At 38.0% G+C, this 23,338-nt stretch carries 22 protein-coding genes and 1 pseudogene; 8 read left to right on the top strand and 15 right to left on the bottom strand.

What is annotated here, in order from left to right; genetic code table 11:
* Positions 1-5: 5 nt before the first annotated feature.
* Positions 6-752, top strand: a complete 747-nt coding sequence (locus MKY76_RS08430) for an amino acid ABC transporter ATP-binding protein (RefSeq protein WP_342557651.1) — start codon at positions 6-8, stop codon at positions 750-752.
* 95 nt (positions 753-847) lie between these two features.
* Here MKY76_RS08430 and MKY76_RS08425 read toward each other — a convergent pair whose 3' ends face one another.
* The 5 genes and pseudogenes from MKY76_RS08425 to MKY76_RS08405 form a co-directional block, all read right to left on the bottom strand.
* Positions 848-2,908, bottom strand: a complete 2,061-nt coding sequence (locus tag MKY76_RS08425) for a HAMP domain-containing sensor histidine kinase (protein ID WP_342557650.1) — start codon at positions 2,906-2,908, stop codon at positions 848-850.
* Positions 2,886-3,581 carry a response regulator transcription factor gene (locus tag MKY76_RS08420; RefSeq protein ID WP_048390068.1) on the bottom strand — a complete coding sequence of 232 codons (696 nt, stop codon included), beginning with the start codon at positions 3,579-3,581 and terminating at the stop codon, positions 2,886-2,888. The genes MKY76_RS08425 and MKY76_RS08420 overlap by 23 nt, the downstream gene beginning before the upstream one ends.
* Positions 3,582-3,835: 254 nt before the next feature.
* A pseudogene (locus MKY76_RS08415) lies at positions 3,836-4,452 on the bottom strand (NUDIX hydrolase).
* Between the two features lie 493 nt (positions 4,453-4,945).
* Complete coding sequence (locus MKY76_RS08410) at positions 4,946-6,142, bottom strand: MFS transporter (RefSeq protein ID WP_342557649.1); 1,197 nt, start codon at positions 6,140-6,142, stop codon at positions 4,946-4,948.
* On the bottom strand, positions 6,142-6,540 hold the full coding sequence (locus MKY76_RS08405; protein ID WP_004269373.1) for a MarR family transcriptional regulator: 399 nt from the start codon (positions 6,538-6,540) through the stop codon (positions 6,142-6,144). The genes MKY76_RS08410 and MKY76_RS08405 overlap by 1 nt, the downstream gene beginning before the upstream one ends.
* Before the next feature lie 167 nt (positions 6,541-6,707).
* Here MKY76_RS08405 and MKY76_RS08400 point away from each other — a divergent pair, with 167 nt between their 5' ends.
* Complete coding sequence (locus MKY76_RS08400; protein ID WP_342557648.1) at positions 6,708-7,262, top strand: DJ-1/PfpI family protein; 555 nt, start codon at positions 6,708-6,710, stop codon at positions 7,260-7,262.
* A 35-nt stretch (positions 7,263-7,297) separates the two neighbouring features.
* On the opposite strand, the gene MKY76_RS08395 is transcribed toward MKY76_RS08400, so the two are convergent.
* The 5 genes from MKY76_RS08395 to MKY76_RS08375 form a co-directional block, all read right to left on the bottom strand.
* Entirely contained in the window at positions 7,298-7,627 is a 330-nt protein-coding gene (locus tag MKY76_RS08395) for a DUF3889 domain-containing protein (protein WP_112117750.1), read from the bottom strand.
* Positions 7,628-7,683: 56 nt separating this feature from the next.
* A complete protein-coding gene (locus MKY76_RS08390; protein ID WP_004269370.1) occupies positions 7,684-7,815 on the bottom strand; it encodes a hypothetical protein in 132 nt (43 codons plus the stop codon).
* A gap of 14 nt (positions 7,816-7,829) precedes the next feature.
* A complete protein-coding gene (locus MKY76_RS08385) occupies positions 7,830-8,054 on the bottom strand; it encodes a hypothetical protein (protein ID WP_004269369.1) in 225 nt (74 codons plus the stop codon).
* 126 nt (positions 8,055-8,180) lie between these two features.
* Positions 8,181-9,017 (bottom strand): type II pantothenate kinase, encoded by an 837-nt coding sequence (gene coaW / locus MKY76_RS08380; protein WP_257961364.1) that lies wholly within the window; start codon positions 9,015-9,017, stop codon positions 8,181-8,183.
* Between the two features lie 641 nt (positions 9,018-9,658).
* Entirely contained in the window at positions 9,659-10,393 is a 735-nt protein-coding gene (locus MKY76_RS08375) for an SDR family oxidoreductase (protein ID WP_004269367.1), read from the bottom strand.
* Positions 10,394-10,606: 213 nt separating this feature from the next.
* Here MKY76_RS08375 and MKY76_RS08370 point away from each other — a divergent pair, with 213 nt between their 5' ends.
* Complete coding sequence (locus MKY76_RS08370) at positions 10,607-11,428, top strand: squalene/phytoene synthase family protein (RefSeq protein ID WP_081977460.1); 822 nt, start codon at positions 10,607-10,609, stop codon at positions 11,426-11,428.
* 41 nt (positions 11,429-11,469) lie between these two features.
* Here MKY76_RS08370 and MKY76_RS08365 read toward each other — a convergent pair whose 3' ends face one another.
* Positions 11,470-11,958: a metal-dependent hydrolase gene (locus MKY76_RS08365; protein ID WP_036076312.1), complete on the bottom strand. Its 489-nt coding sequence runs from the start codon at positions 11,956-11,958 to the stop codon at positions 11,470-11,472.
* A 156-nt stretch (positions 11,959-12,114) separates the two neighbouring features.
* On the opposite strand from MKY76_RS08365, the gene MKY76_RS08360 reads away from it, so the two are divergent.
* Positions 12,115-13,347: a ferric reductase-like transmembrane domain-containing protein gene (locus tag MKY76_RS08360; RefSeq protein ID WP_342557647.1), complete on the top strand. Its 1,233-nt coding sequence runs from the start codon at positions 12,115-12,117 to the stop codon at positions 13,345-13,347.
* Positions 13,348-13,384: 37 nt separating this feature from the next.
* Here MKY76_RS08360 and MKY76_RS08355 read toward each other — a convergent pair whose 3' ends face one another.
* On the bottom strand, positions 13,385-15,415 hold the full coding sequence (locus MKY76_RS08355; RefSeq protein ID WP_315057318.1) for a methyl-accepting chemotaxis protein: 2,031 nt from the start codon (positions 15,413-15,415) through the stop codon (positions 13,385-13,387).
* Positions 15,416-15,609: 194 nt separating this feature from the next.
* Between MKY76_RS08355 and MKY76_RS08350 the strand changes: the two genes are divergently transcribed.
* Together MKY76_RS08350 and MKY76_RS08345 are read left to right on the top strand one after the other, a co-directional pair.
* On the top strand, positions 15,610-16,236 hold the full coding sequence (locus MKY76_RS08350; RefSeq protein ID WP_036076309.1) for a nitroreductase family protein: 627 nt from the start codon (positions 15,610-15,612) through the stop codon (positions 16,234-16,236).
* Between the two features lie 350 nt (positions 16,237-16,586).
* The gene (locus tag MKY76_RS08345; RefSeq protein ID WP_004269361.1) at positions 16,587-17,084 is read left to right on the top strand and encodes a hypothetical protein; all 498 of its coding nucleotides are present in this window, start codon (positions 16,587-16,589) and stop codon (positions 17,082-17,084) included.
* A gap of 28 nt (positions 17,085-17,112) precedes the next feature.
* Here the strand turns inward: MKY76_RS08345 and MKY76_RS08340 are convergent, their stop codons facing one another.
* Positions 17,113-18,162: a DUF1835 domain-containing protein gene (locus MKY76_RS08340; protein ID WP_342557646.1), complete on the bottom strand. Its 1,050-nt coding sequence runs from the start codon at positions 18,160-18,162 to the stop codon at positions 17,113-17,115.
* Between the two features lie 141 nt (positions 18,163-18,303).
* Here MKY76_RS08340 and MKY76_RS08335 point away from each other — a divergent pair, with 141 nt between their 5' ends.
* Positions 18,304-19,473, top strand: coding sequence for an alanine--glyoxylate aminotransferase family protein (locus MKY76_RS08335; protein ID WP_269898752.1), 1,170 nt, complete (start codon positions 18,304-18,306; stop codon positions 19,471-19,473).
* A 326-nt stretch (positions 19,474-19,799) separates the two neighbouring features.
* Here MKY76_RS08335 and MKY76_RS08330 read toward each other — a convergent pair whose 3' ends face one another.
* On the bottom strand, positions 19,800-21,128 hold the full coding sequence (locus tag MKY76_RS08330) for a D-serine ammonia-lyase (protein WP_342557645.1): 1,329 nt from the start codon (positions 21,126-21,128) through the stop codon (positions 19,800-19,802).
* Positions 21,118-21,591, bottom strand: coding sequence for a YaiI/YqxD family protein (locus MKY76_RS08325; RefSeq protein WP_004269357.1), 474 nt, complete (start codon positions 21,589-21,591; stop codon positions 21,118-21,120). The genes MKY76_RS08330 and MKY76_RS08325 overlap by 11 nt, the downstream gene beginning before the upstream one ends.
* A gap of 175 nt (positions 21,592-21,766) precedes the next feature.
* Here MKY76_RS08325 and gdhA point away from each other — a divergent pair, with 175 nt between their 5' ends.
* Positions 21,767-23,140 carry an NADP-specific glutamate dehydrogenase gene (gene gdhA / locus MKY76_RS08320; RefSeq protein ID WP_004269356.1) on the top strand — a complete coding sequence of 458 codons (1,374 nt, stop codon included), beginning with the start codon at positions 21,767-21,769 and terminating at the stop codon, positions 23,138-23,140.
* The last annotated feature ends 198 nt before the right edge of the window (positions 23,141-23,338 follow it).

Below are 23,338 nucleotides of genomic sequence, written 5' to 3'. Positions count from 1 at the left end.
CACATATGGCATTAATGGAAGTAACAAATTTGAAGAAATCTTTCGATCAGGTAGACGTTCTGAAACAAATTACATTTTCAGTAGAGAAGAATGATGTCATTGCAGTTATCGGTCCCTCTGGATCTGGGAAAAGTACAATGCTTCGAAGCTTAATACATTTAGAAGAAATCGATGGAGGCAGTATTGTAGTAGATGGCGATTATTTAGTGCAAGATGGTCGATATACAAAGCCACAAGACATCAAAGCAATCACAGCTAAAATGGGAATGGTCTTTCAACACTTTAACCTGTTCCCCCACTTAACCGTTCAGCAAAACCTTGAAATGGCACCAAGCTTATTAAAAACAGAAACGACAGAAGCCATTACAAAACGCTGTCAAGATCTACTACAAAAAATTGGTCTTGCCGACAAGGCCAAGGCTTATCCAGCTAATCTTTCTGGCGGCCAAAAACAGCGGGTAGCAATTGCACGTGCCCTTATGATGAATCCTCAAATTTTATTATTTGATGAGCCTACCTCTGCCTTAGATCCTGAGCTGACAGGCGAAGTATTAAAGGTTATGAAAAGCCTAGCAGAGGATCAGATGACGATGATTGTGGTAACACACGAAATGGGCTTTGCACGAGAGGTAGCAAACAAGGTCGTCTTTATGGATGGTGGTCAAATTATCGAATCTGAACATCCAGACAACTTCTTTACAAACCCTCAAAACGACCGTACAAAGGCGTTTTTACAAAAGAATTTTAACTAAGTTAAGGGAGAGATGGCTTATGCCGCTCTCTTTTTTTATCTTCTTTACGTACACAAAAGGAATAGGACTCGCATGTATCCTATTCCTTTATTACATTATTCATTTGGAAATCTCGGTAGATAAATCATGACCTTAAATAAATCACCATCCACTTGAACTAAGAATTTACCATTCTGGATGTGAATAAGGCTTTCAGCAATCGACAACCCTAATCCGCTACCTTGACTTGATCTTGATTCGTCGCCCCGTTTAAAGCGTTCCATTAACTCATCAACTGAAATATTTAATTCATATGCTGAAATATTTTTAAAAGTCACAAGTATTTCATTCCCTACATCTTCAACACCAATATATACCCTTGATGTAGGCAGTGCGTATTTAAAAATATTCGAGAATAAGTTTTCGATGGAACGCCATAGGAGTTTACCATCAGCCTTCACATACACTTTTTCTGTTGGATGGGCTAACTTAAAATCTAATGACGAGGCTTCAATTTTTTCATCCATTTCTCCAATTCCTTGCGTTAGTAATGAGACGATATCAATCCGTTCTAACTGAACAGGTATACTACCACTTGATGCTTTAGCCGCTTCAAATAAATCATCCGTTAAAAGCTTGAGTCTTTTCGATTTTTGATCTAACACATCTACATATTCTTCAATCATTTTAGGATCGTTTTCTAATTTTAATAAATCAACATACGTAATAATTGACGTTAAAGGTGTTCTAATATCATGCGAAACATTCGTAATAAGTTCTGTTTTTAAACGCTCACTCTTGATTTCACTATCCACTGCCTTTTTTAACCCATCTGTAATACGGTTAATATTTTCTGCAAGTTGATTAAACTCCCCTTTTCCGTCAACTTCAATTCGATGATGAAGATCTCCATTTTTAATTTGCTCTACGCCCTCTTTAATGCGGTTAAACGACTTCACCTTTCTCATTGCCAACCAAGCAGCAACCCCCATCGTAATAGGAAACATGAAAAACGTAGCCGCCACTACTAATGGATAGCCAATAATTAGCAGCACAATTTTGACGCCTGTACTGCCACTGTCAAAAACATGTTTCACCATAATAAATAGCTTTTTGAAAAGTTGATAGAGGAGTGTATGCTGAAATAACGTTCTATTTTTAATATGCTTTACGAGTGATAAAATCAATAGTAAGCCAATGATAAAAATAGGCACGGTGAAGAACATGTACATATCAGGGAAGACCTCAACAATCATGGCGATCCACATCGCTGTTAAGCAACCGATAAGCACAATATTAAGATCATTATAAAGTTTATCTATGACATGGAAATGAATTTCTTCTTTATCAAATGGCGTTCTTCCAATAACTATGATTAAATACACAAAACATAAAATAAACCCTGCTAGAAGTACCATCCATTCATTTCGAAAACCTTGGACAGCCGCTTTATCTTTTTCCCATTCCGATATTTTTTGCTGTAGGTAAGAATCTTTAAAGGCCACATAAATAACATCTGTTTGTGGGTTCAACATGTTAACTTCGTGTGTAAAGTAATCCAAGTATTGACTTTCTTTCACTTCATTTGGGTAAAGCTTTTGTTGATAATCTTCAAATAACATATAGGCATCAAAGGATTCAAATTGCTCTTTCTTTGTGAGATCACTATTGGAGAACTTATGTTCACCGTCACTCGCATAAAACACAATTCCTTCATAGGCTTCAAGCGTACTACGTAATTGATAAAAATTTCTTACCTGTTCTTTCATACTTTCTTCTTTTGTTCTAGCAATGTCTTTTGCATATTTTTCCTGATAGATGTGCTTATTTTCCTCTTCACTCAAATTAGGATTATATCTGTAAGAATTGCGAAAATCATAATATAATTCCTCTTCGATTCTTCTATTATCCTCTTCTGTCAGTGTCTTCCCACTTAAAATATATTCTTCACTTTTGTATTTTCCGATTAATTGCGCTAAAGGAGCAATAATGCTGTAACTTTCATCTGCGAATGCTCGACTTTCAAAATAGTTATCTTGATTTATACTACTAAGATGAATCTCATTAAATTCCATGTTAATCATTACTCTCGCTATACCAGTTAAACAAGCGACAGCAATTAGAAACACAACTACTTTCGTAATAAGTGCATGACTAATACTTCTCAACTTTCTCAACCTTATACCCAACTCCCCATACAACTTTTAAATACTTCGGCTCTTTTGGATTAATTTCAATTTTTTCTCGAATCTTTCGAATATGAACCGAAACCGTATTTTCAGGATTAATAGCCCTGACATTCCATACCTTTTCATAAATTTCTTCAATCGTGAATACTCTTCCAGCATTGGCTGTGAGAAGCTTTAAGATTTTATATTGCACTGGTGTCAAATGAACCTCTTGTTTATCAACAGTAATGATTTTCTGTTCATCATCAATCACAAGACCACCCGTTTGAAATACAGCACTACTCCTCTCAAGACTTCCAAAGGTCGTATACCTTCTGAGCTGCGATTTCACTCTAGCCACAAGTTCTAATGGATTAAACGGCTTGGCCATATAATCATCTGCTCCGATATTTAATCCCAGTATTTTATCATAATCCTCTGATTTAGCAGAAAGCATAATTAACGGAATCATATTATCTTGCCGAATCTTCATCGTCGCAGTAATCCCATCCATTTTGGGCATCATAATATCCATAATAATAAGATGAATAATGTGATCTCGAATAAGATCGATTGCCTCTATCCCATTGTAAGCTTTGAATACTTGATAGCCCTCATTTTCTAAATAAATGCTAATCGCCCTAACAATTTCTTTATCATCATCACAAATCAAAATGTTCAACTACATTCACTCCTCCACCGCTTTAGGTTCATGTCAATCACCCCTATAGGATTCGTATAAGGATATAATACTAATTAAATCTTAACAAACTCAGACATCAATTCTTAAGATTTTCTTAGTGTTTTCCTTTATGCACACTTCATGACAAATACAAATTCGGAAAAATCGACGAATACAATAAAAAATGGAGAGCTGGTTTGAGCGGCTCTCCTTTATTCGTCAAATATACAATTCATATTATTCAGCTTGAGATTTCAATCAAAATAGGTAGGTAAATGTAGATTATTTAAATGACGAAAAGCTAATTTTACTTGTGATTCGGTATTTCTAGCCATTGATAGAGAGGGCGTTCATTTTCAGCTAAGAACGCAACAGCGTTAGTTTCCATGCCTTCTTCTGCACGTCCTCCAATGATTTCACATTGGATAAACATTTTATAGACATGGTAGAGAGATGGTGGCTGAGGGTGGCACTTCTTATCAAATACACTTATGAGTTTGATTGCTTTTACATCAAATCCCGATTCTTCTTTCGTTTCTTTGATGGCTACTTCACTAGGTGTAAAGCCGATGTCGCCCCAGCCACCTGGTAATGACCAATCACCATCCATTTTTTCTTTAACCATTAATATTTTATTGTCCCTAAAAACCACCGCCCGAATATCTATTTTGGGGGTCGCATAACCCGTCTCATTAGCAAATAATCACGTATAACTGTCTTATCGATATCTGTATGGTGTGCTATAATGTCAACGCTTATTTCTCTTAATGATTCAAACCCTTTCCAAGTCATAAATAACCTTCGAATAAGTTAGTCCTGCCTGTGCAATTGATTGTGGCTGTTTTTCCCACTCAAGCCATTTAGGTTCCATATATTTTGTTTCCCAAAAATCATTGTAGTCAATGACAATTAAATTTACATTATTTGAAAAAAACCATTTATCCATGTTATAATTCTTAGTGAAGATGTATATAAGTAAATAAGACCATTGGTGCTGGAACACCAATGGTCCTAGTAACAAGATGAATCGCTTCAAAGGCGATTTGCAAAGATGAAAGTAAACCATCTCACATGCTGGCGAGGCAGGGGCGGTTTACTTTTTTTGTGTAAAAGTAAATGACAATGCAAGTACAGAAACAATAAGTGTTGAAAGACTTATCGCAACCATTATTGCTTCAAAAATAGTCAAAGGCATCAACTCCTTTCTCTTCCATAAGTTGAATGAGATAGGTTAATATTGTGCCAACCGCCCATGAAACCTCTATCTAGTTACTCTCTTATTATACCATATTTTGGTCTAAAACGGCCACGCTACATGATTGCCTATAATCATAAAAACAGTTGGGACAGGCCCAACTGTTTTACTATATATTCACTATTTTTTTCGGTTTCATCTTTGCAAGTCGTAATAGATAAATAATAAAGACAACCCCTAGTAAGCCTGCACCTGACAAGTAAACTGAAGCATAGCCTGCCTGCACGGCTACCATTCCTAAAATATAAGAACCTAGTGCGATTCCAAGGTCAAACATCGTAAAATAGGTTGCTGTAGCATAGCCACTTCGCTGGATGGCTGTGGATTGAACGGCTAATGCTTGCAAGCTTGTCGTCACAGCACCATAGCCGAAACCTACAAAAATAGCAGCACTCAAAAATAATACGGGCCCCTCTACAAAAGCGAGCATAACGAGCCCGATGGCGAAGGAGATAATGCCGGGAATAATAACAAATTGTGGTCCCTTCGTATCATAAAGTTTACCTGTGTACGGACGCGTAATTAACATGGATGCAGCAAACACCGCATAAAAAAGACTGGCCACAGCCATTAAATCCTTTTGCTGTGCATAGACCGATAAAAAGGATAAAACACTGGCATACGAAAAGGCTACTAAACTAGCAATCGCAGCAACAGGTAACGCTTTTCGCTCAAACAAATCATCAAATTTAAAGGTTAGTTTTCCTTCATGTGCAGGTTTCGGTAGATCATCAGTATTGACCGTTAACGCTAGAATTCCTCCTGCTAGAATACAGACACTCATAACGATGAACAATACGTTAAAGGTACTATATTGTATTAATAATAGTCCGATAAATGGACCAATAACGACAGCTAGATTTGTAGACATCGTGAAATAGCCAAGGCCTGCTCCTTTTCGTTTAGCTGGAACGATATCAGCCGCTAAAGATCCTGCAGCTGTTGTAATAATACTAAAGAAAATCCCTTGTATAAAACGTAGACCAAGTAAAAGGCCGAATGGATGAATAAATAAATATAAGACGGTACATATAAAATAGCCCCCGATTGAGAGGACTAACAGTTTTTTCTTACCAAATACATCCAACAGTTTTCCTGAAAACGGGCGTACAATGATAGCTGACAATAAAAAGCCAGACAATAGAAGCCCTGCCTCCTTATCTGTCTGATGTAGCTCCCCTATTGCATAAAGCGGCAAAGTCGTTACAAGTCCATAAAATACAAAAAAAACTGAGATATTCGTTAAAAATAGACTAATGAAACGCTTCGTCCATATTTGTGTATTCTCTTCTTGCTGCATGTCCATCAACCTTTCATTTTTTCCAATAGCTTCAGAAATTGCTCTTGTTCTTCAGCAGTTAAAGAACCTACCATTTCCTCCTCAAACGCCCGAATAGTCGCTGTAATGGCTGGTAGGCGCTCCTCTGCTTGTGTGGATAAAGTCACTATCTTTTCTCGTTTATCCTCACCATCTAATCGTTGTACCCAGCCCAATGCCTCAAGCCTTGTAATCGCTCTAGTGATACTTGGCGCTTCCACATTTAAATATTTCCAAATTTGCGTCAATGTCATCGGTCCATTTTTATGTAAGCAATATAAAATGGTCCACTGAGAACTATATAAATGATGCTGTTTCAGCACTTCATTTAAGCAATTAGTTAAATAGCGATTTTTTTGGAATAAAGCATGGAAAATTGGATTCATCACTATCAACCTCCTAAAATTATTTACCTAGCTAAATAAATACTATACGCTTCATTTTTTTCTTTGTAAAGGAAGTAATTTGCCAAGATGGCTTGACCAGCAGCAGGAAATTTTTTGCATGTGTCGAATAAAAGTTAATAAACTTACAATGTAAAGGAGATGGAATCATGGGGAAAAATGTTTTAATACTTGCAGGAGATGCCGTAGAGGCTTTAGAGATTTTTTATCCTTATTATCGTTGTCTTGAGGCAGGCTATGATGTCACAATTGCAGCACCATCAGCTAAGAAATTACAAACTGTACTACACGACTTTGTAGATGGCGTCGATACATACATCGAGCGACCTGCCTATGGTTTAGAGGCACATGCTTCTTTTGCTGATGTTGATCCAACCCATTTTGATGGATTGATTATTCCTGGTGGTCGTGCGCCAGAATACATTCGTTTAAATAAGCATGTGCCACCACTCGTATCCCACTTTTTCGAAACGAATAAACCGATTGCAGCCGTTTGTCATGCAGCACAAATTTTCGCAACGATTCCTGAAGTGCTAAAAGGACGTGAGCTGACAGCCTATATTGCTTGCAAGCCAGAGGTGCAAGTGGCTGGCGCTACTTATATTGATGCGAATCTTCATACAGATGGCAATTTAGTAAGTGGACATGCATGGCCTGATTTACCAGGCTTGATGCGTGCGTTTATTCAAAAGCTTGAAAGTTAAATGAATGAGGATGCCTTTTCTGGGCATCCTTTTTTTCATGACGTGCTTTCTTGTAATTCAATTTTTTCTACCTTTTGTGTTGCACTTTGATAACTAATTCTTACATAGACACCAAATTCCTTATCGGGTTGCTTGAGCCAAAGCTTAAACTTTTCGATTGTTGACGCCCCATGTACTTCTTTACCCTCATGCAAATAATCAATAATTTTGGCTGAAGGATATTTTGCCTTTACCTCTTTGATGGCCATTTGTCCCCATTTGGCATAGGCTGGAGGTGTTTCTTGTTGTGCATTTGCGACCATTGCTGTTTGTATGAACACAGTAAGACAAACAAGCACAATCCCAAGTAAATATAACTTCCGCACTTGAATCACTCCTTTAAAAAAATAAGCGCTCCAAAAAGCTTTGGAGCAGCTTGTCTTTATTGCTTTGGCTGTTGAGGGTTATTATGAATGACTTGGTTAAACTCTGCTGAGTACTCTTCACGATCATTCTTTTTATGTGTATCTTCCTTCTTTTTCTTTTTAAAGCTTGTTTTTCTCTTCTTTGCCATGATTTGTACCTCCGTTATTTCGTTTTATTGGACTGCTGGTTTTTATCATGATTCGTTTTATTGTTTTTATTTTTAGCTTTTGCATCAAATTCTGCTGCGAATTCTTCGTTTAAGTTATCATTCGGATTGTTGTTATTGCTATTACTTCGATCAAGATCCTTACTTTTGTAGGTACCAAATGGATTATGCGTTCGCATATTCATGGTTTTACTGTTATTTCGATTATTACGTTTCCCCACGTAACATCACCTCCTGCACATAATTTGTTCAAATTGAGGCGTTACTATGTAGGTCAGTTTCTTCGCTAATTGTAAAAAAATGAACATGACTAATATGTATTAGTCATGTTCATTCATATTTCGTCCCTAGACAATTGTATATTCTGTAATGTTGAGTAATGCTCCGACAGCGCCTGAAAAACCATGATCGTTAATAAAGACAGGTGTATGCTTTTTCGTACGTGTATAATTTGCAATCACACGGGCAAGATGAGCATTATTGCTGAGAGTTGATCCAATATAGACAATATGCTGAGCCTTTTTTTCTTCCGCATATTGAATGCTAAGCGTGGTAATAACTTCACCTACTAGACCCTGAACAGTCGCTATAATATCCTCTGCAGGATGTTTTATGGACTGGGTAATGCCTACTTTTCCAAAATTACTTGCAGTTAAATGACCATCAATAGGTGTATCCATGCCCTGATAAATGTCCTTAACTAATAAATCAATGCTCTCACGATGGCCCTTGTCAGCCATTTCTCGTATTTCATTGTAATCTGTAATCCCTGTTGTAAGCGCTGACAATCCAATTAACGTCCCACCACCAACGCCTGTCCCGCCAACGCGAATATGGGTATTGCCCTCCATGTAATGAATGGAAGTGCCTGTCCCGATATTGGTAATCATGCTACGCTCAAAAAAGTAGCCTTCTTTATTTAGTAAAAATCGGACACCCTTTAATGTTGCTTCAAATTCCACTATATAATGAATCGATTTCATTGTTTTAATGACATCAAGTAATTGCTCTGTACGTCCCCCCGTAACACCAATATCCTCAATATCTGGATGATCGATAATCCATTTTTTTACAGATTGCAGATCATTAGACGGAAAGGTTGTTAAAACAAGTTCATTGTGTTGATCTAAATAAGCAACCTTTGTCAATGTGCCGCCTGCATCAATACCTATAGCCTTTGGCATACAATTCTCCTTTGTTTTTATTACGCAACTTTGTCATATAATGATTGCAGTTTACGCGAAGATTAAGGCAACTATTAAAGTACATGCCCTCTTTGGTACGAAGGATTTTGCAAGGAGTTTTGTGTGCCAAAATCCTGACCAATTAATTTGTTCGTACAAAAGCTAAACGCTCAGTACAATCCCCCAAATTGTGTAATGACATTTTCGCCCTTTCTAAACTTTAACGCTGTTGAAATGATTGTGCAATAACTTCGTAAACTTTCATGAAAAAATCATGGAAAATATCAAATTTTTTCTATATGATAGCTGAATTTTAATGCATTTCTAAAGCTTTATTATCATTCTACTAAAAAAATAAAGCTTTGTTAAAGCATAATGCTGTTTTTGAAATTTAACGAATATTCTAAAGCGGAATATGAAGATTTATATAAACAGATTCCAGGAGAGCACTCATTCGTGCTTGAAATGAAGAGATTAGCTATGCACGATGCCTATCATATTAAGGCGCTTTGGGTGGTTCATGAAATAGTGATGGGAGAGTCCAAATCGGACGTTCCACTATTTAAATCTTGAAATGTAAAAAAAGTGAAAATGCACTGCTTGAACAGGCACTTTCACTTTCACTTTCCTAAAACGATTAATTAGCGTGCTGAATAGCCACCATCAATGACAAGCTCGGCACCTGTAATGTAAGAAGCTTCATCAGATGCTAAAAATAAAATAGCATTCGCTACTTCTTCTGGTTGGCCAAGGCGACCCATTGGTGTTGCTCTTACTAACATATCCATTGCTTCTTTTGCTTCTGATAATTTAGCAGTCATTGGTGTTTCAATGACCCCAGGGAATACTGTATTGACACGAACATTGAAAGCACCAAGCTCGGATGCCGCTGCACGAGCAATCGCACGTAAAGATCCTTTAGAGGCTGTATAGGCATTAAAGCCAGCGCCAATAATTGCTGTGTAAGAGGATGTATTAACGATAGAGCCTTTCCCAGCTTCTTTCATATAGTTAGAGGCATGTTTAATGCCCAGGAAAGGTCCAAAGGCATTGATATTATGCATGATTGACCAATCCGCTTGTGTAATTTGATCTGGCCCTTTTTCGGATGAAATACCAGCATTGTTAATTAAAATATCAATGCGACCATATTTCTCCACAATGGCTTTCGTCACTTCTGCCCAGTTTTCGTCAGAGGAAACATCTAATTTCATCCCCTCTACATGGTCAAGCTCAGAAATTTTTGCTAGGTTATCTTCATTAATATCAGCTGCAATTACCGTAGCACCCTCTTGGGCAAACAATTTCGCCATTGCTGCACCCATACCAGATGCGCCACCAGTAATCATCGCAATTTTGTTATCTAAACGTCCCATTTTTCTAAACTTCCTCTCTTCTGTAATGTGGTTAACTTATACTTTCGTCCACAATGAAAGTATAGGTTTAAATAGTTTACTATTAAACTATATCACTTTTAGGAAACGTTTTCAAAGAATATCTCTCTAAATATGAACAATCTGTTTTATCTTTCCCTATTTTTACGATACGATATACTATATATGTGGAACCATTTGAACGGAGGAATACAAGTGAACGAGCAAAAAAGACTTTACAAAGAAGCGATGCAGGTTTTGAAAGATACAAGCCGCACGTTTTATATACCTATTACATTTTTAAAAAATGATTTAAAGATATCAGTGGCTGCAGCCTATTTAGCAATGCGTGCCATTGATGAAATTGAAGACCATGAAGAACTTTCTAATGATGTAAAATTTGAATTACTGTCAGCAACGAGTGAATTACTAAAGGACAATTTCAATAACGAAGCCTATCAGTCATTACTTGCACCTTATGCAGAGCTATTACCTGAAGTATCCCTTCGTTTAGCAGATTGGCTGACATTTTGCCCTGAGGAATCCAGAAAAATTGTACAGGCTTCCACAAGTGAAATGGCTTTTGGGATGGCAAAATGGGCAAAGGCGAATTGGCAGGTCCGCACACGTGAGGATTTAGACGATTATACATACTACGTGGCTGGGCTTGTAGGGACGATGCTGTCTGAGCTTTGGGCATGGGGTGCAGGCGTTCAAACGGATCGCGAGCTAGCAATAGGCTATGGCCGTGGATTGCAGGCTGTCAACATCTTACGTAATCAGCATGAGGATTTAGATGAACGTGGTGTAAGTTTCGTACCAGAGGGATGGACACGCGAGGATTTATTTGCGTATGCGGAAGAAAATTTAGCCAAAGCAGATTTATATATGAAGGATATCAATAAACGTACTATTCAGCTATTCTGTCGCCTACCACTTGCCTTAGCGCACAAAACACTAAAGGCAATGCAAGAAGGACGAGAAAAAATGACTCGTGCTGAGGTAGAGCAAACTGTTGAAGAGGTACAGGCAGACTAACATGAAAAGCCCCAGTAAACGATTACTGGGGCTTTTCTTATTTATATCGCATCAATAAATCTTACAATTAATTCATAGCTGAAATAGATGGATAGCATCGATAACAACATCAGTACGACACCTTCTACCTTGCTACCAGTTTTCGTTGTAAGTGGAAAACGAATGGAGACAGTCGCAGGGAAAAATAGTTTAACCCCTTTTTTTGTACACATATCAAGTATGATATGACTAGCCATCCCGATAATTATTCCAATAGATATCGCTCGATAGGGAATCAACATATGTAATAAAACCATCATGCTTATTAAAAACAACAAACTATGTGTAAAGGAACGATGTCCAAATACTGTAGTCACTAGCTTCGCGATGAGGGGAAATGTTCGACCTATTTTACTACCTCTATGACAAATATCTGGAAGTAATGCACCAATAACCCCCGCACCAACTAAGACAAGTGGGTTATCATTTGAAAACTGCGCAAAGGCAAGACTTGCTGTAATGCCCCCAACGATATGGGTATTCCCTTGCATAAATTACTTCCACTCCTTTTCTCTTATTTTTCCTTCTTAATGTAACATAATTCGACACAAAAGGGAACATACATTCCGAACGTACGCTCGAAACTTTTTCCACTCTGATTGTATAGCTAGTTAAATTATGGATAAACATAGTGATGGAGGTTAAATATGAGAGCTTATAAAGGAATACTTTTTATTTTCATCATTTTGTGTGGTAGTGCTTTGCTTTGGTATTTTAGCAAACCGATGGCACCGATTCATCCATTGAACACACTAAGTCATGTCATTGGTGGCTTAGCCATAACTTGTTTATTTCTTGTATTCTTATTAGCTACAAGAATAAAAATGTTAGAGCGATGGTTTAGTGGTCTTGAGCATGTCTATTTTTATCATAAATTACTAGCAATCCTTTCACTTGTATTGATTCTTATTCACGGGCAATTACAAAAAATGATTCCTGATGAAGAGCTAACACAACAAACACCACTCAACGAATTCGCAAAAGATCTTGGCGAGCTTGCTCAATACGGCTTTATCTTCCTAATCATTCTTGCCTTTATTGCAAAATTCCTGAAGTACGAGCATTGGCGCTGGCTTCATCGCTTATTACTTGTGCCCTATACATTGGGTATTTATCATGCTTATTTTTCTAGCCACTATGATTTATTACAGCCCTCAGCTTTAGGAATTTTTACAGCATTAACAACTACGATTGGATTTATGTCAGCCCTTTATATGCTGACAATGTATCAGGATATGTTCTTTCCCTATAAAGGTCAGATTTCATCCATTCAAAGGCTGACTCCTGAGATATTGGAAATTAAGTTGAAGCTTACAAAACATGTGGATTATCGACCAGGACAATTTCTCTTTCTGAAAGTCTTTCAAGAGGGTATCGAAAAAGCACCACATCCCTTCTCTATTTCTGGAGGGTGTGGACAACAAATCAATCTTACAATAAAAGCTATTGGAGATTATACCAAACAGGTCTACAACCTTATTCAGGTTCATACAGAGGTTGCTGTAGATGGCCCCTATGGTCATTTTGACTTCGGCAACGGGAATGCACAGCAGCTATGGATTGCAGGTGGTATGGGCATCACCCCATTTCTTGCCTATTTACACACACAGCCTGATAAAAAAATTGACTTATATTATTCTTTTCACGGGCAAGACAATGTCATCTACAAAGATTTTTTAGAGGATTATGCACAAGCAAATGACCATTTTACTGTCACATTTATTGATACAACACAGCGCAATAGACTCTCTGTTGATGAGTTATCCTTTTCTCCACAAACTAGTATTTATATATGTGGACCAGAAAAAATGATCAAGCATTTCAAATCGGCTGCACCTAAGAAAAATATACAATGGGAAGCTTTTTCATTTAGATCTTAAAAAGGTGTACACCTAAATCTAGATGTACACCTTAGCACTAAATCGTGAATTTAGTTGCTTCTTCTTGTAGATTTTGAGCAAGTTGTGCTAACTGCTCAGAGGCTACAGACATCTCATTCATTGTCGATGCCTGCTCCTCCGTGATGGCCGATACATTTAATGTATGATCATTTGTTGCAAGTGCCTGTTTGCTAATTGCCTGTACTTTTTCGGTTACTGCCTGCAACTTTTCAAAAGCATCAGATGTCGTTTTGCTTGTCTTTTGCATGGTGTTTTGGAGACCTTCAGTTGCACTGGCAATTGTATCGAAGGTCATGCCTGCTTGTTGAACAGAGCCAATGCCTTGATGAGCTATTTTTCGACTTTGCTCCATCATCTCTACTGCGTCATTCATTTGTTCCTGAATCGTCTGCACAACCTTTGCAATATCTAACGAAGCACGGCTAGTTTGTTCAGCCAGTGCTTTAACCTCTCCTGCAACAACGGCAAAGCCTTTCCCTGCTTCCCCTGCTCGTGCTGCCTCAATGGCAGCATTAAGTGATAGTAAATTAGTTTGGTCGGTAATAGCCGAAATGAGCTGACTCATCTGCTCTATTTGAATCGAATGCTCCTTCAAGCCATTCACCAGATTGGCACTACTGTCAACCTGTGCATGTAGGTGGACAATATCATTCACGAAACCATGTATTTTTTGTGATCCGCCAGTAGCGAGTTCAGAGGTTTTTTGTGATTGTTGGACAGCTTCATGTAAATCGTCCATGGCGGTCTTCATATCCCCACCTAGTTGTGTTGTTACACCCTCTAACTCCCCACTCACCTGTTGTTGTGAACTCGTATTTTCTGCCACCTCTTGCATAGAAATCGCAACTTCTGTGACAGTTTTATTGACCTCTTGCACACTTGCCGTTAATTCCTCTGCAGTAGAAGCAACTGTCTCGGTTTCAGCTACAATGCGCTGCATCATCGAACCTAATGCTTCCACAGAGTCATTATAATACTGCGCCATTTCACCAAATTCGTCCTTCGTATGAACGGCCATTTGTTGCGTTAAATCACCCGTAGCAAGATAGCCTAAATGAGTATTCATTGTTTTCACTTCCCCACGGATATAACGAGCAAGGAAATAAATACTAATTGCGATAAGTAAAATTAGAACGACACTGATCACGATTTGCTGTTGAAGCATTGCCTGTATTTCGCCGTAAAGCTCAGTTGTCGGAACCAGTAAAACTAACTTCCACGGCATATCTTGTATTTGCATAAATTGTAAGGTAAAATCACTACCCTGACTGCTTGTATGTATTAACTTTTTTTGCTCAGAAATCTGCTCCACAGGCATGTTCAACAACTGCTGGATCGTTTCTTTATTCACTTTATTTACATCAGGGTGCGTTAAAATTTTGCCACTATCATCAATTATAAATGCATAACCACTCTCTCGAATTTTCACGTCAGAAACAATGGATTGAATTGAATCTAATACATAATCCCCTGTAATAACGCCAATGGGCTTAGAATCTTTGACAATTTGTGTACCAAATGAGATAAACATTTCCCCAAGAGCTTCATCAAAATAAGGTGCAGTATGAACTACCTTACTAGATTGGATACTATTGCGATACCATTCTTGCTCGTGAAAATGATAGGCAGGATCTTCATAAGCATCCGTAGAGACAATTTTTTCTTCTTCCTTATAGGCATAAGGCCCGAAAATTTCTCCTTTTGCCACATCCTCCTCTAGCCATAATCCCATACCATACGTTTCCTTATTGAAAGGCAATAGCTGCTGTACGTAGCGAATAAATTGCTCTCTGGTCATCATACTGTCAGCCGATTCTATTGTTGTCTTTGCACTATTTATGAGCTGAATGTGTGCATGCAATTTGCTCTCAACGGAACCTGCAACATCATCTGCTAGTATAGACATTTCATTTTCAATAGAGCTTTCAAGTTCATTGGATACGTTCAAATAGTTAAGGAAGGTCATACCACCTAAAAAAACAGTGATGACAGGAATAAGCATTGCGATTTTTGCCATAATATTTAAATTTCCTAATAGCTTTTTCATTCACCTTCACTCCCTATCTATTATTATTGCTCTATTCCATCTCTAGTATAAATGGATTATACCTACAAAAATATGTTTTTTTTGTAACTTTTAAATCCTAGATTCAAGACTCTTTAATTCGAGCAATTTACTTGGAAAATGAATTCATTTATCGTATAGTAAAAAACGCATCATACCATGAAGGAGACAAAATAATGACAGTGACAAAAAGTTCTTTAACTAAAGTTATGCACGAGCGTAAATCCGTTCGTAAATACGATGAAAACTTTAAAATCCCGCAGCAACAATTAGAAGAATTACTTGTAGAAGCAACGTCTGCTCCATCGTCTAGTAACCTACAGCCTTGGCGCTTTTTAGTAATTCAGGATGAAGCGGTCAAAAAAGAGCTACGTGCTATTGCCAATAACCAAGAACAAGTAGAAACTTCCTCAGCAATTATTGCCGTTTTAGGTGATACAAAGATGTACGAAAATGCCGAGGCTGTCTATACAAAGAACTTCGATCTTGGCTATATCAATGAGGCAACAAAAGATTCAATGATTAACAACTCAATCAATCTATATTCTCAACTTCCCCAAGAAGTGTTAAAAAATATCGTTACATTTGATGCTGGTCTAATTTCCATGCAGATTATGCTACTAGCTAAAGACATGGGCTATGATACAGTGCCAATGGGTGGATTTAATAAAGAAGCCTTTGCTCAACGCTTTGAATTAGCTGACCATATCGTCCCAGTTATTTTAATTGCAATTGGTAAGGCAGCCGCACCTGCTTACAATTCTTCCCGCATTGAACTTGAGCACATCGCCAAATTCATTTAATACACGTGAAAATAGTCATCTTACAATGTAGTTAAGATGGCTATTTTTATTTTTTGTGGCATTTCTTGTGCATCTACCATCATAGGATAGTAATGTTTTTGTACGTAATTTTTGAAATTAATAAAACGGAAAATGATTCTCAAAAACTAGCATAATAATGTTCCCAAGGATATTTTTTGCATTTTTATCACAAGGCACTCAAAAAATCATCATTAAAGTCTTAAATAATCAACTTCATTCTAGTACATTTGTGCGATTTCTACTAAATATTACATCTAAATTGTTGTAGCTTAAACACTTGAGGATTGTTATGATTAGGAGGTATTTTCATATGAAGGGAGGTTTTTCTGATGAATTATGACTATAATGATTCTTATTATTACTCAGATTTAGATGCAGCCATGGGTGGTTTATTTTTTATCTTTATACTAGCCGCTCTTGCTATTGGTTTAATTGCCTACATTATTAGTGCACTTATTTATTTTATGACATCTAAAACAAATGGTTTTGGAGATGTAGCCTATATTGCTTGGATTCCCATTATTAATGTATATAGTCTCTTCCTGCTGACAGCTGGTGGGGATACTCGAGAAACAATACGTGCAACAGCTTTAAAAAATACCCTTATTTATGCAGGCTTGATCATTGTTTCGTTTATTCCATTTATCGGTATTCTGGCTTCTTTAGGAGCGGCAGGCTTTACACTGTATTTCACGTATCGCCTATTCTACCGCTGGTGTGGCGAAACAGGTAAGGCAGTATTATACACAATCTTAATGGTAATAACAGGTGGATTGTTCTTTGCCATCTACGGCTTAATGCGTATGAACAGACCTTTCGTTGCTTAATTGTTTAAAACCTCTTTATGCCCTTAGGCTAAAGAGGTTTTTTATGTAATTTCACAGAGTAATGGTGCATTGATTTAGGAATTCCCTTTAATTCAAAACCCCCGCTATATACTAAATAGCGAATTCTATATTCTAAAAAGAAGATATTTGGGGGGGCATCCATTCTTGTTAATAGCTCTGAGATGAATTCACCTGTTTGTATAAAATCAGTACCCCCTTGCTCCTTATGAAGTTGTTCAATCGTTGACATAATCAAATTATCATAATAATTCTCTTGGACTGCTTGAATTTGTCGATGTAGCCATAGTCGACAAACATCCTTTGTCTGTGCTAAACTTTCCCACTGTTGCTGAAAAATTAGACGCTCCTTTGCGGACATTCGCTTTATATCATACATTTCCATGTTCCATTGATGGTTGATAGCCCGCTGTTCACCTGTGTTGATAAGAACAACTTCATTGGTTTTATTACGTAATAAATAGAGTAGAAATCTAATACCACACTGTTCTTCTGCATTGTACCCACACCAAATGTAAATCTGCAGGTTGCTTGGAATATCCTGTATCTCTCTGATTGTGTTCATTAATTTATTTCGATTTACAAAATCATCCATTCCATCATTAATATTTTCTCTTAGCCACTCATCACGGAATGCCTGTCCTCTTTTTTCATCGAGTTTCCACAATGGTCCAATCGACAAATCCTCTGGAAACCCGATCACATATTTCGGTGGAGCAAGTGTCGCTCGTAAGGAGCCTGCTGCAGATTCCGAGCAAACAATATGTACCATTTGTGCTGAAGTAGTAGTTATGACCTGTTGAGTATAATCATTAATAATTTCTACCAACTGATAGAGCTCTTCCTGCCCCATAAAGAAAGACCATCCCTGCTGAGGTGTGCTTTGTTCATGATGAAATGCTGTAAAAGATTCAGATGGCTCAAGCTCATACCCCTGCCATTCCCCCTCCCTCATCACCTCTTCTATTGTGATATACTCTAACGCTTGAATTCTATATACTAGCACCTGGTTTGTGTCGTAGAAGAAATAGATAAATGGATAATGCATGGATGTTTCCATTCGCACTGCCTCCTTTTTAAAAATTGTACCACAATGACAATCTCTTCCATCATTTTTCAAAAAAGTAGTTAGCTAGCACCATAAATATGCTATTATTATAGTTAGAAAATTTTGAATTTCTAGCAAAGGGGATAAATGAATATGTATGAAAATATTTTAAGACATCCGGGGCCAACACCGATTCCAAAAAAGGTACAGCTTGCGATGAATCAGGATATTTTTAGTCATCGTAGTCAGGAATTTGTAGAATTATACCGAGAAACAATTGAATTAGTAAAGCCTGTTTTCGGTACGACACAGGACATCTTACTTTTACCTTCGGGTGGGACAGCCGCGCTTGAGGCTGCAGCTGTTAATACTGTATCTGCTGGTGAAGAGGTTGTCGTCATCACAGTTGGAGCTTTTGGCGACTACTTCGTTTCAATCTGTGAGCAATATGGCTTCCATGTACATAAGCTCGAAAAAGAATGGGGACAGGCTTGTACAGCCGAAGAACTTCGAGCATTTTTACAGCCATTACAAACTATTAAAGCCGTTTTTGTGACGTACAATGAAACATCCACAGGTATTTTAAACCCTGTTGCTGAACTAGCCCAGGTAATCCGTGAAGAAACAGATGCCCTCGTTATTGTTGATGGTGTAAGCTGTATTGGTGGCGCTCCTGCTGAAATGGATGCTTGGGGCATTGATATTCTGGTGACAGGCTCTCAAAAAGCCATGATGCTCCCACCTGGACTCTCTCTTGTCAGCGTAAGCGAAAGAGCTTGGGATGTCATTGAAGAAAATCAAACACCTGCTTATTACTTAAATCTTCAAAGCTATCGTAGCTGGGCGGAAAAGGGCATGACACCTAATACCCCTGCTATCACACTGATTTACGGACTGCATGAGGTGTGTAAATTAATTGAACAAGAAGGTGGCTTTACGCAAACAGTTGCCCGCCATGACCTCATGAAAAACATGGTGCGAAATGCAATGAAAGCATTACACATTGAGCTATTAACTGAAGATCAATACGCTTCTCCAACTATTACAGCAATTAAAACACCTCAAGGAATTGATCTTAGTGAATTTTTGTTGCACCTTAAGCAACACTATCATTTAGATTTCGCAGGCGGTCTAGGTCATCTACAGGGTAAAATTTTTAGATTCGGCCATATGGGCTATTGTTTCCCAAGTGACATTTTACAAGCCGTTTCCCTACTCGAGGCTGCCCTACAAGACTTCTCCTATGATTTCGAACCAGGAGCAGGCGTCCTTGCCGCACAAGAAGTATACTTAGCCGCACAACGTAAAGCACTACAACGTTAAACAGCAAAAACAGGTGGAGAAAAATGACTCCACCTGTTTTTTAATTTGATTTTGTTTCTACTAAACTTGAAATTGCGTTGCACGTTTGTGGACGCTAATCTGGGCGGGTTGCTTCACTTTTTGAGCGCTTTAGTCTCTTGTTTGAGCGGGTCCATACATATTGTGAGCGCTTGAGACTCCTGCTTGAGCAGGTCCACACATTTTGCGAGCGCTTTGGACTCCTATTGGAGCGGGTCATCTCACTATTCGAATGCTTTACTGCATGCTCGAGCGGGATATCACTAATAGAGGTCGAGCTTCCATCCAAACATAGCTTCACATCGTCTTTAATTAAATTCCTTGGCCTTTGCTAAATAAGCAGCTCGCATCGTAGGTGGGACCATACTACCGCCAGTTGCCCATACAAGATGTGTGGCTTGTGGTAGATGGTTTACTAATGCGTTCTTTTCTAGATAGGATTGACCTTGTTGTAATAAACGAATGGCTCCATACATTCCTGCGTGTGCAGATGGCTCTAAAAATAAACCTTCACTTTCCATCACTAATCCCAGAGATGTAAACAGCTCTTCATCTGATACAGTATAGCAACCACTTATATACGTCTCCATCACTTTTCCTACAAATTTGGAGGCACGACCAACAGCTAACCCATCCGCTTCTGTTCGATTGTCAAGGCCAATATCTTCTACACTAATTGCGTCATGTAAGCCTGTCATCAGCCCGATCGTCATACAAGGAGAAGCGACAGGTTCTGCAAAGAAAATATGCACATGCTCACCATAAATTTCTTTTAATCCATAGGCAACACCACCTGGTCCTCCACCTACGCCACATGGTAAATAGACGAACAATGGATGTGCTTCATCCACTGAAATATTCGTCCTTTCTAGCTGTTCCTTTAAACGCTTGGCAGCTACGGCATATCCAGCAAATAAATCCTTAGAATTTTCATCATCAATAAAATGACATTTTGGATCTTGCTCAGCTTCCTGTCGCCCCTGCTCAACAGCTACACTGTAATCAGCTTCATATTCAATCACTGTCGCACCCTTTTCACGCAGTAAGGCTTTTTTCCACTCCTTGGCATCACTCGACATATGTACAACGACATTAAAGCCGAGCTTCTTGCCCATAATGCCGATACTTAATCCTAAATTCCCCGTAGAGCCTACTGCAATCGTATATTGTTGGAAGAACGACTGAAATTCTTCTGTTGCTAAAATTGCATAATCATCCACTTCTTTAAGTCTTCCACTTGCCAAAGCTAGCCTTTCTGCATGTTTTAATACCTCATAAATTCCTCCACGTGCTTTGATCGAGCCAGAGATCGGTAATGCATGATCACATTTTAAAAGCAATTGGCCGGGAATCGCCACACCATATGCTTGTTCAATAGCACTTTTCATTGCAGGAATTTCCTTGATCGTTGATTCAATCAAACCATCACTTTCTAGAAGCTCTGGAAATGCTACTTTTAAATAAGAAGAAAAACGTTGTAATGTTGCTTCCGCATCATCCACTTCAGCCATAGTAAAGAGCGTTGTTTCAGGACTTTTCATCCAATTTGTATTTTCCCACAATACAGTAGCCTTTTTTGCTAGTTCGTTCAACTGCGGATATTGTTCGAATAGTTCGTGTTTATGTTCATTTTTCACCTGTAGATTCCTCCAGTTTATGGGCTAAAATTGCTCGTTCACAAATTTGTCGAAATTTCATTTCAAACGAAATATTGTTTTCTTGTGTTCTTTTTTTAGGTCCCTTTGTTCGTCCACCTGCCCTTCTAATTTTTTGACCAACATGCCGCATATCGAGCAAACGTTCGATGTTTTCATTAGACATTTCTCGTCCATTTTGATCAATCGGATACCCTCCTCGTGCTAAAACCATGGCTGCTAATCCGTAATCCTGTGTAATAACAATATCGTGTTTTGAAAGCGCGTTCACTAGCGTAAAATCAACCGAATCTGGACCTTTGGGTACAATAATTGTTATTACATTATCACGTTCAACACGATGTGATGTATCGCAAAACAAGATAGTTTCTATCTCAAACTCAGATGATATAGATAGCGCTAAATCCACTACTGGACAGGCATCAGCGTCTATAAGAACCTTCACAATAAGGCATCATTCCTTTCTCGTAATTAGATGAATCACTTAGAACTAAATTATTTTAATATAATTTTAAAACAACCTCTCTTGCTCAATTTTTCACAAACTTTAAAAGTATTTTATTGAATAGTTTGAAAAATAGATATACGATACATCTATCAACTAAATGGGGGTTTTATTTATGACAATTACAACTGTTAGCAATGAACAATTAGCAAAAGAATACGTAGATGGCGTATTTGAGCAACTTAAACAACAGAATAGTCATCAAGCGGAATTTTTACAAGCAGCTGAAGAAATTTTCATCTCATTAGTACCTGTATTCGCGCAACATCCTGAATATATTAAGGCCAATATTTTATCTCGTATTGTGGAGCCAGATCGTATTATTTCTTTCCGTGTAGCATGGCAAGATGATAACAATCAAGTGCAAGTGAATCGTGGCTATCGTGTACAATACAGCAATGTCATGGGCCCATATAAAGGCGGTCTTCGCTTCCATCCTTCCGTAAATGAATCCATCATTAAGTTCCTAGGCTTTGAGCAAATCTTTAAAAATGCTTTAACAGGGCAACCTATCGGTGGTGGTAAAGGTGGTTCAAACTTTGATCCGAAAGGTAAATCAGATTCAGAAATTATGCGTTTCTGCCAAGCATTCATGACTGAATTATACCGTCATATTGGTCCAGATGTCGATGTTCCTGCTGGTGATATTGGCGTAGGTGCTCGTGAAGTAGGTTATTTATGGGGTCAATATAAGCGTTTAACAAAAGCAAATGAATCAGGTGTATTAACTGGTAAGACTCCTGGCTACGGTGGCTCTTTAGCACGTAAAGAAGCAACTGGTTACGGTACTGTTTACTTTGTGAACGAAATGCTAAAGGATGCAAATGACTCATTCGAAGGAAAAACAGTAGTTGTTTCTGGATCTGGTAATGTGTCTACGTATGCGATTGAAAAAGCGCAACAGTATGGTGCCAAAGTGGTTGCTTGCTCGGACTCTTCAGGCTATATCTATGATCCAGAGGGCTTAGATTTAGATGCTATCAAAGAAATTAAAGAAGTAAAAGGTGACCGTATCTCAACTTACGTTAATTACCGACCAAATGCTACTTTTACAGAAGGTTGTACAGGAATTTGGACGATTCCTTGTGATATTGCCCTACCATGTGCTACGCAAAATGAAATTAACGGTGAGTCAGCTCGTACATTAATTTCGAATGGTGTGAAAGCAATTGGTGAAGGTGCTAATATGCCATCAGACCTTGAAGCAATCAATGAATTCCTAGAGGCAGGCGTATTATTTGGTCCAGCAAAAGCAGCGAATGCTGGTGGAGTTGCAGTATCTGCTCTTGAAATGGCACAAGATTCTAGTCGCGTATTTTGGTCATTTGAAGAAGTAGATGCGAAACTTCATCAAATTATGAAAAATATTTATACAGACAGCAAAGCGGCAGCAGAAAAATATGGCTTCCCAGGTAACCTAGTAGTTGGTGCAAACATTGCTGGCTTTATCAAAGTAGCAGATGGAATGCTTACTGAAGGCGTCTATTAATAACCTTCTATTTTCAATGTTTCCTAGGATTTGATTTCGGAATATTCTTAATTTCAACCAAGGTGGTAACGAACATTCGTTATCACCTTATTTTTTATTTTCAATTCCGTTATAAAACATCAAAATAAACGTTTTAAACGAACATTTTTATCATTAAATATTTAGAACATTCGTGTTATAATTTTAGAGTACTATGAA

Source organism: Lysinibacillus sp. FSL P4-0201, assembly GCF_038593425.1.
GTDB lineage: Bacteria > Bacillota > Bacilli > Bacillales_A > Planococcaceae > Lysinibacillus > Lysinibacillus capsici.
This window is presented reverse-complemented; position numbering and strand designations above follow the sequence as displayed.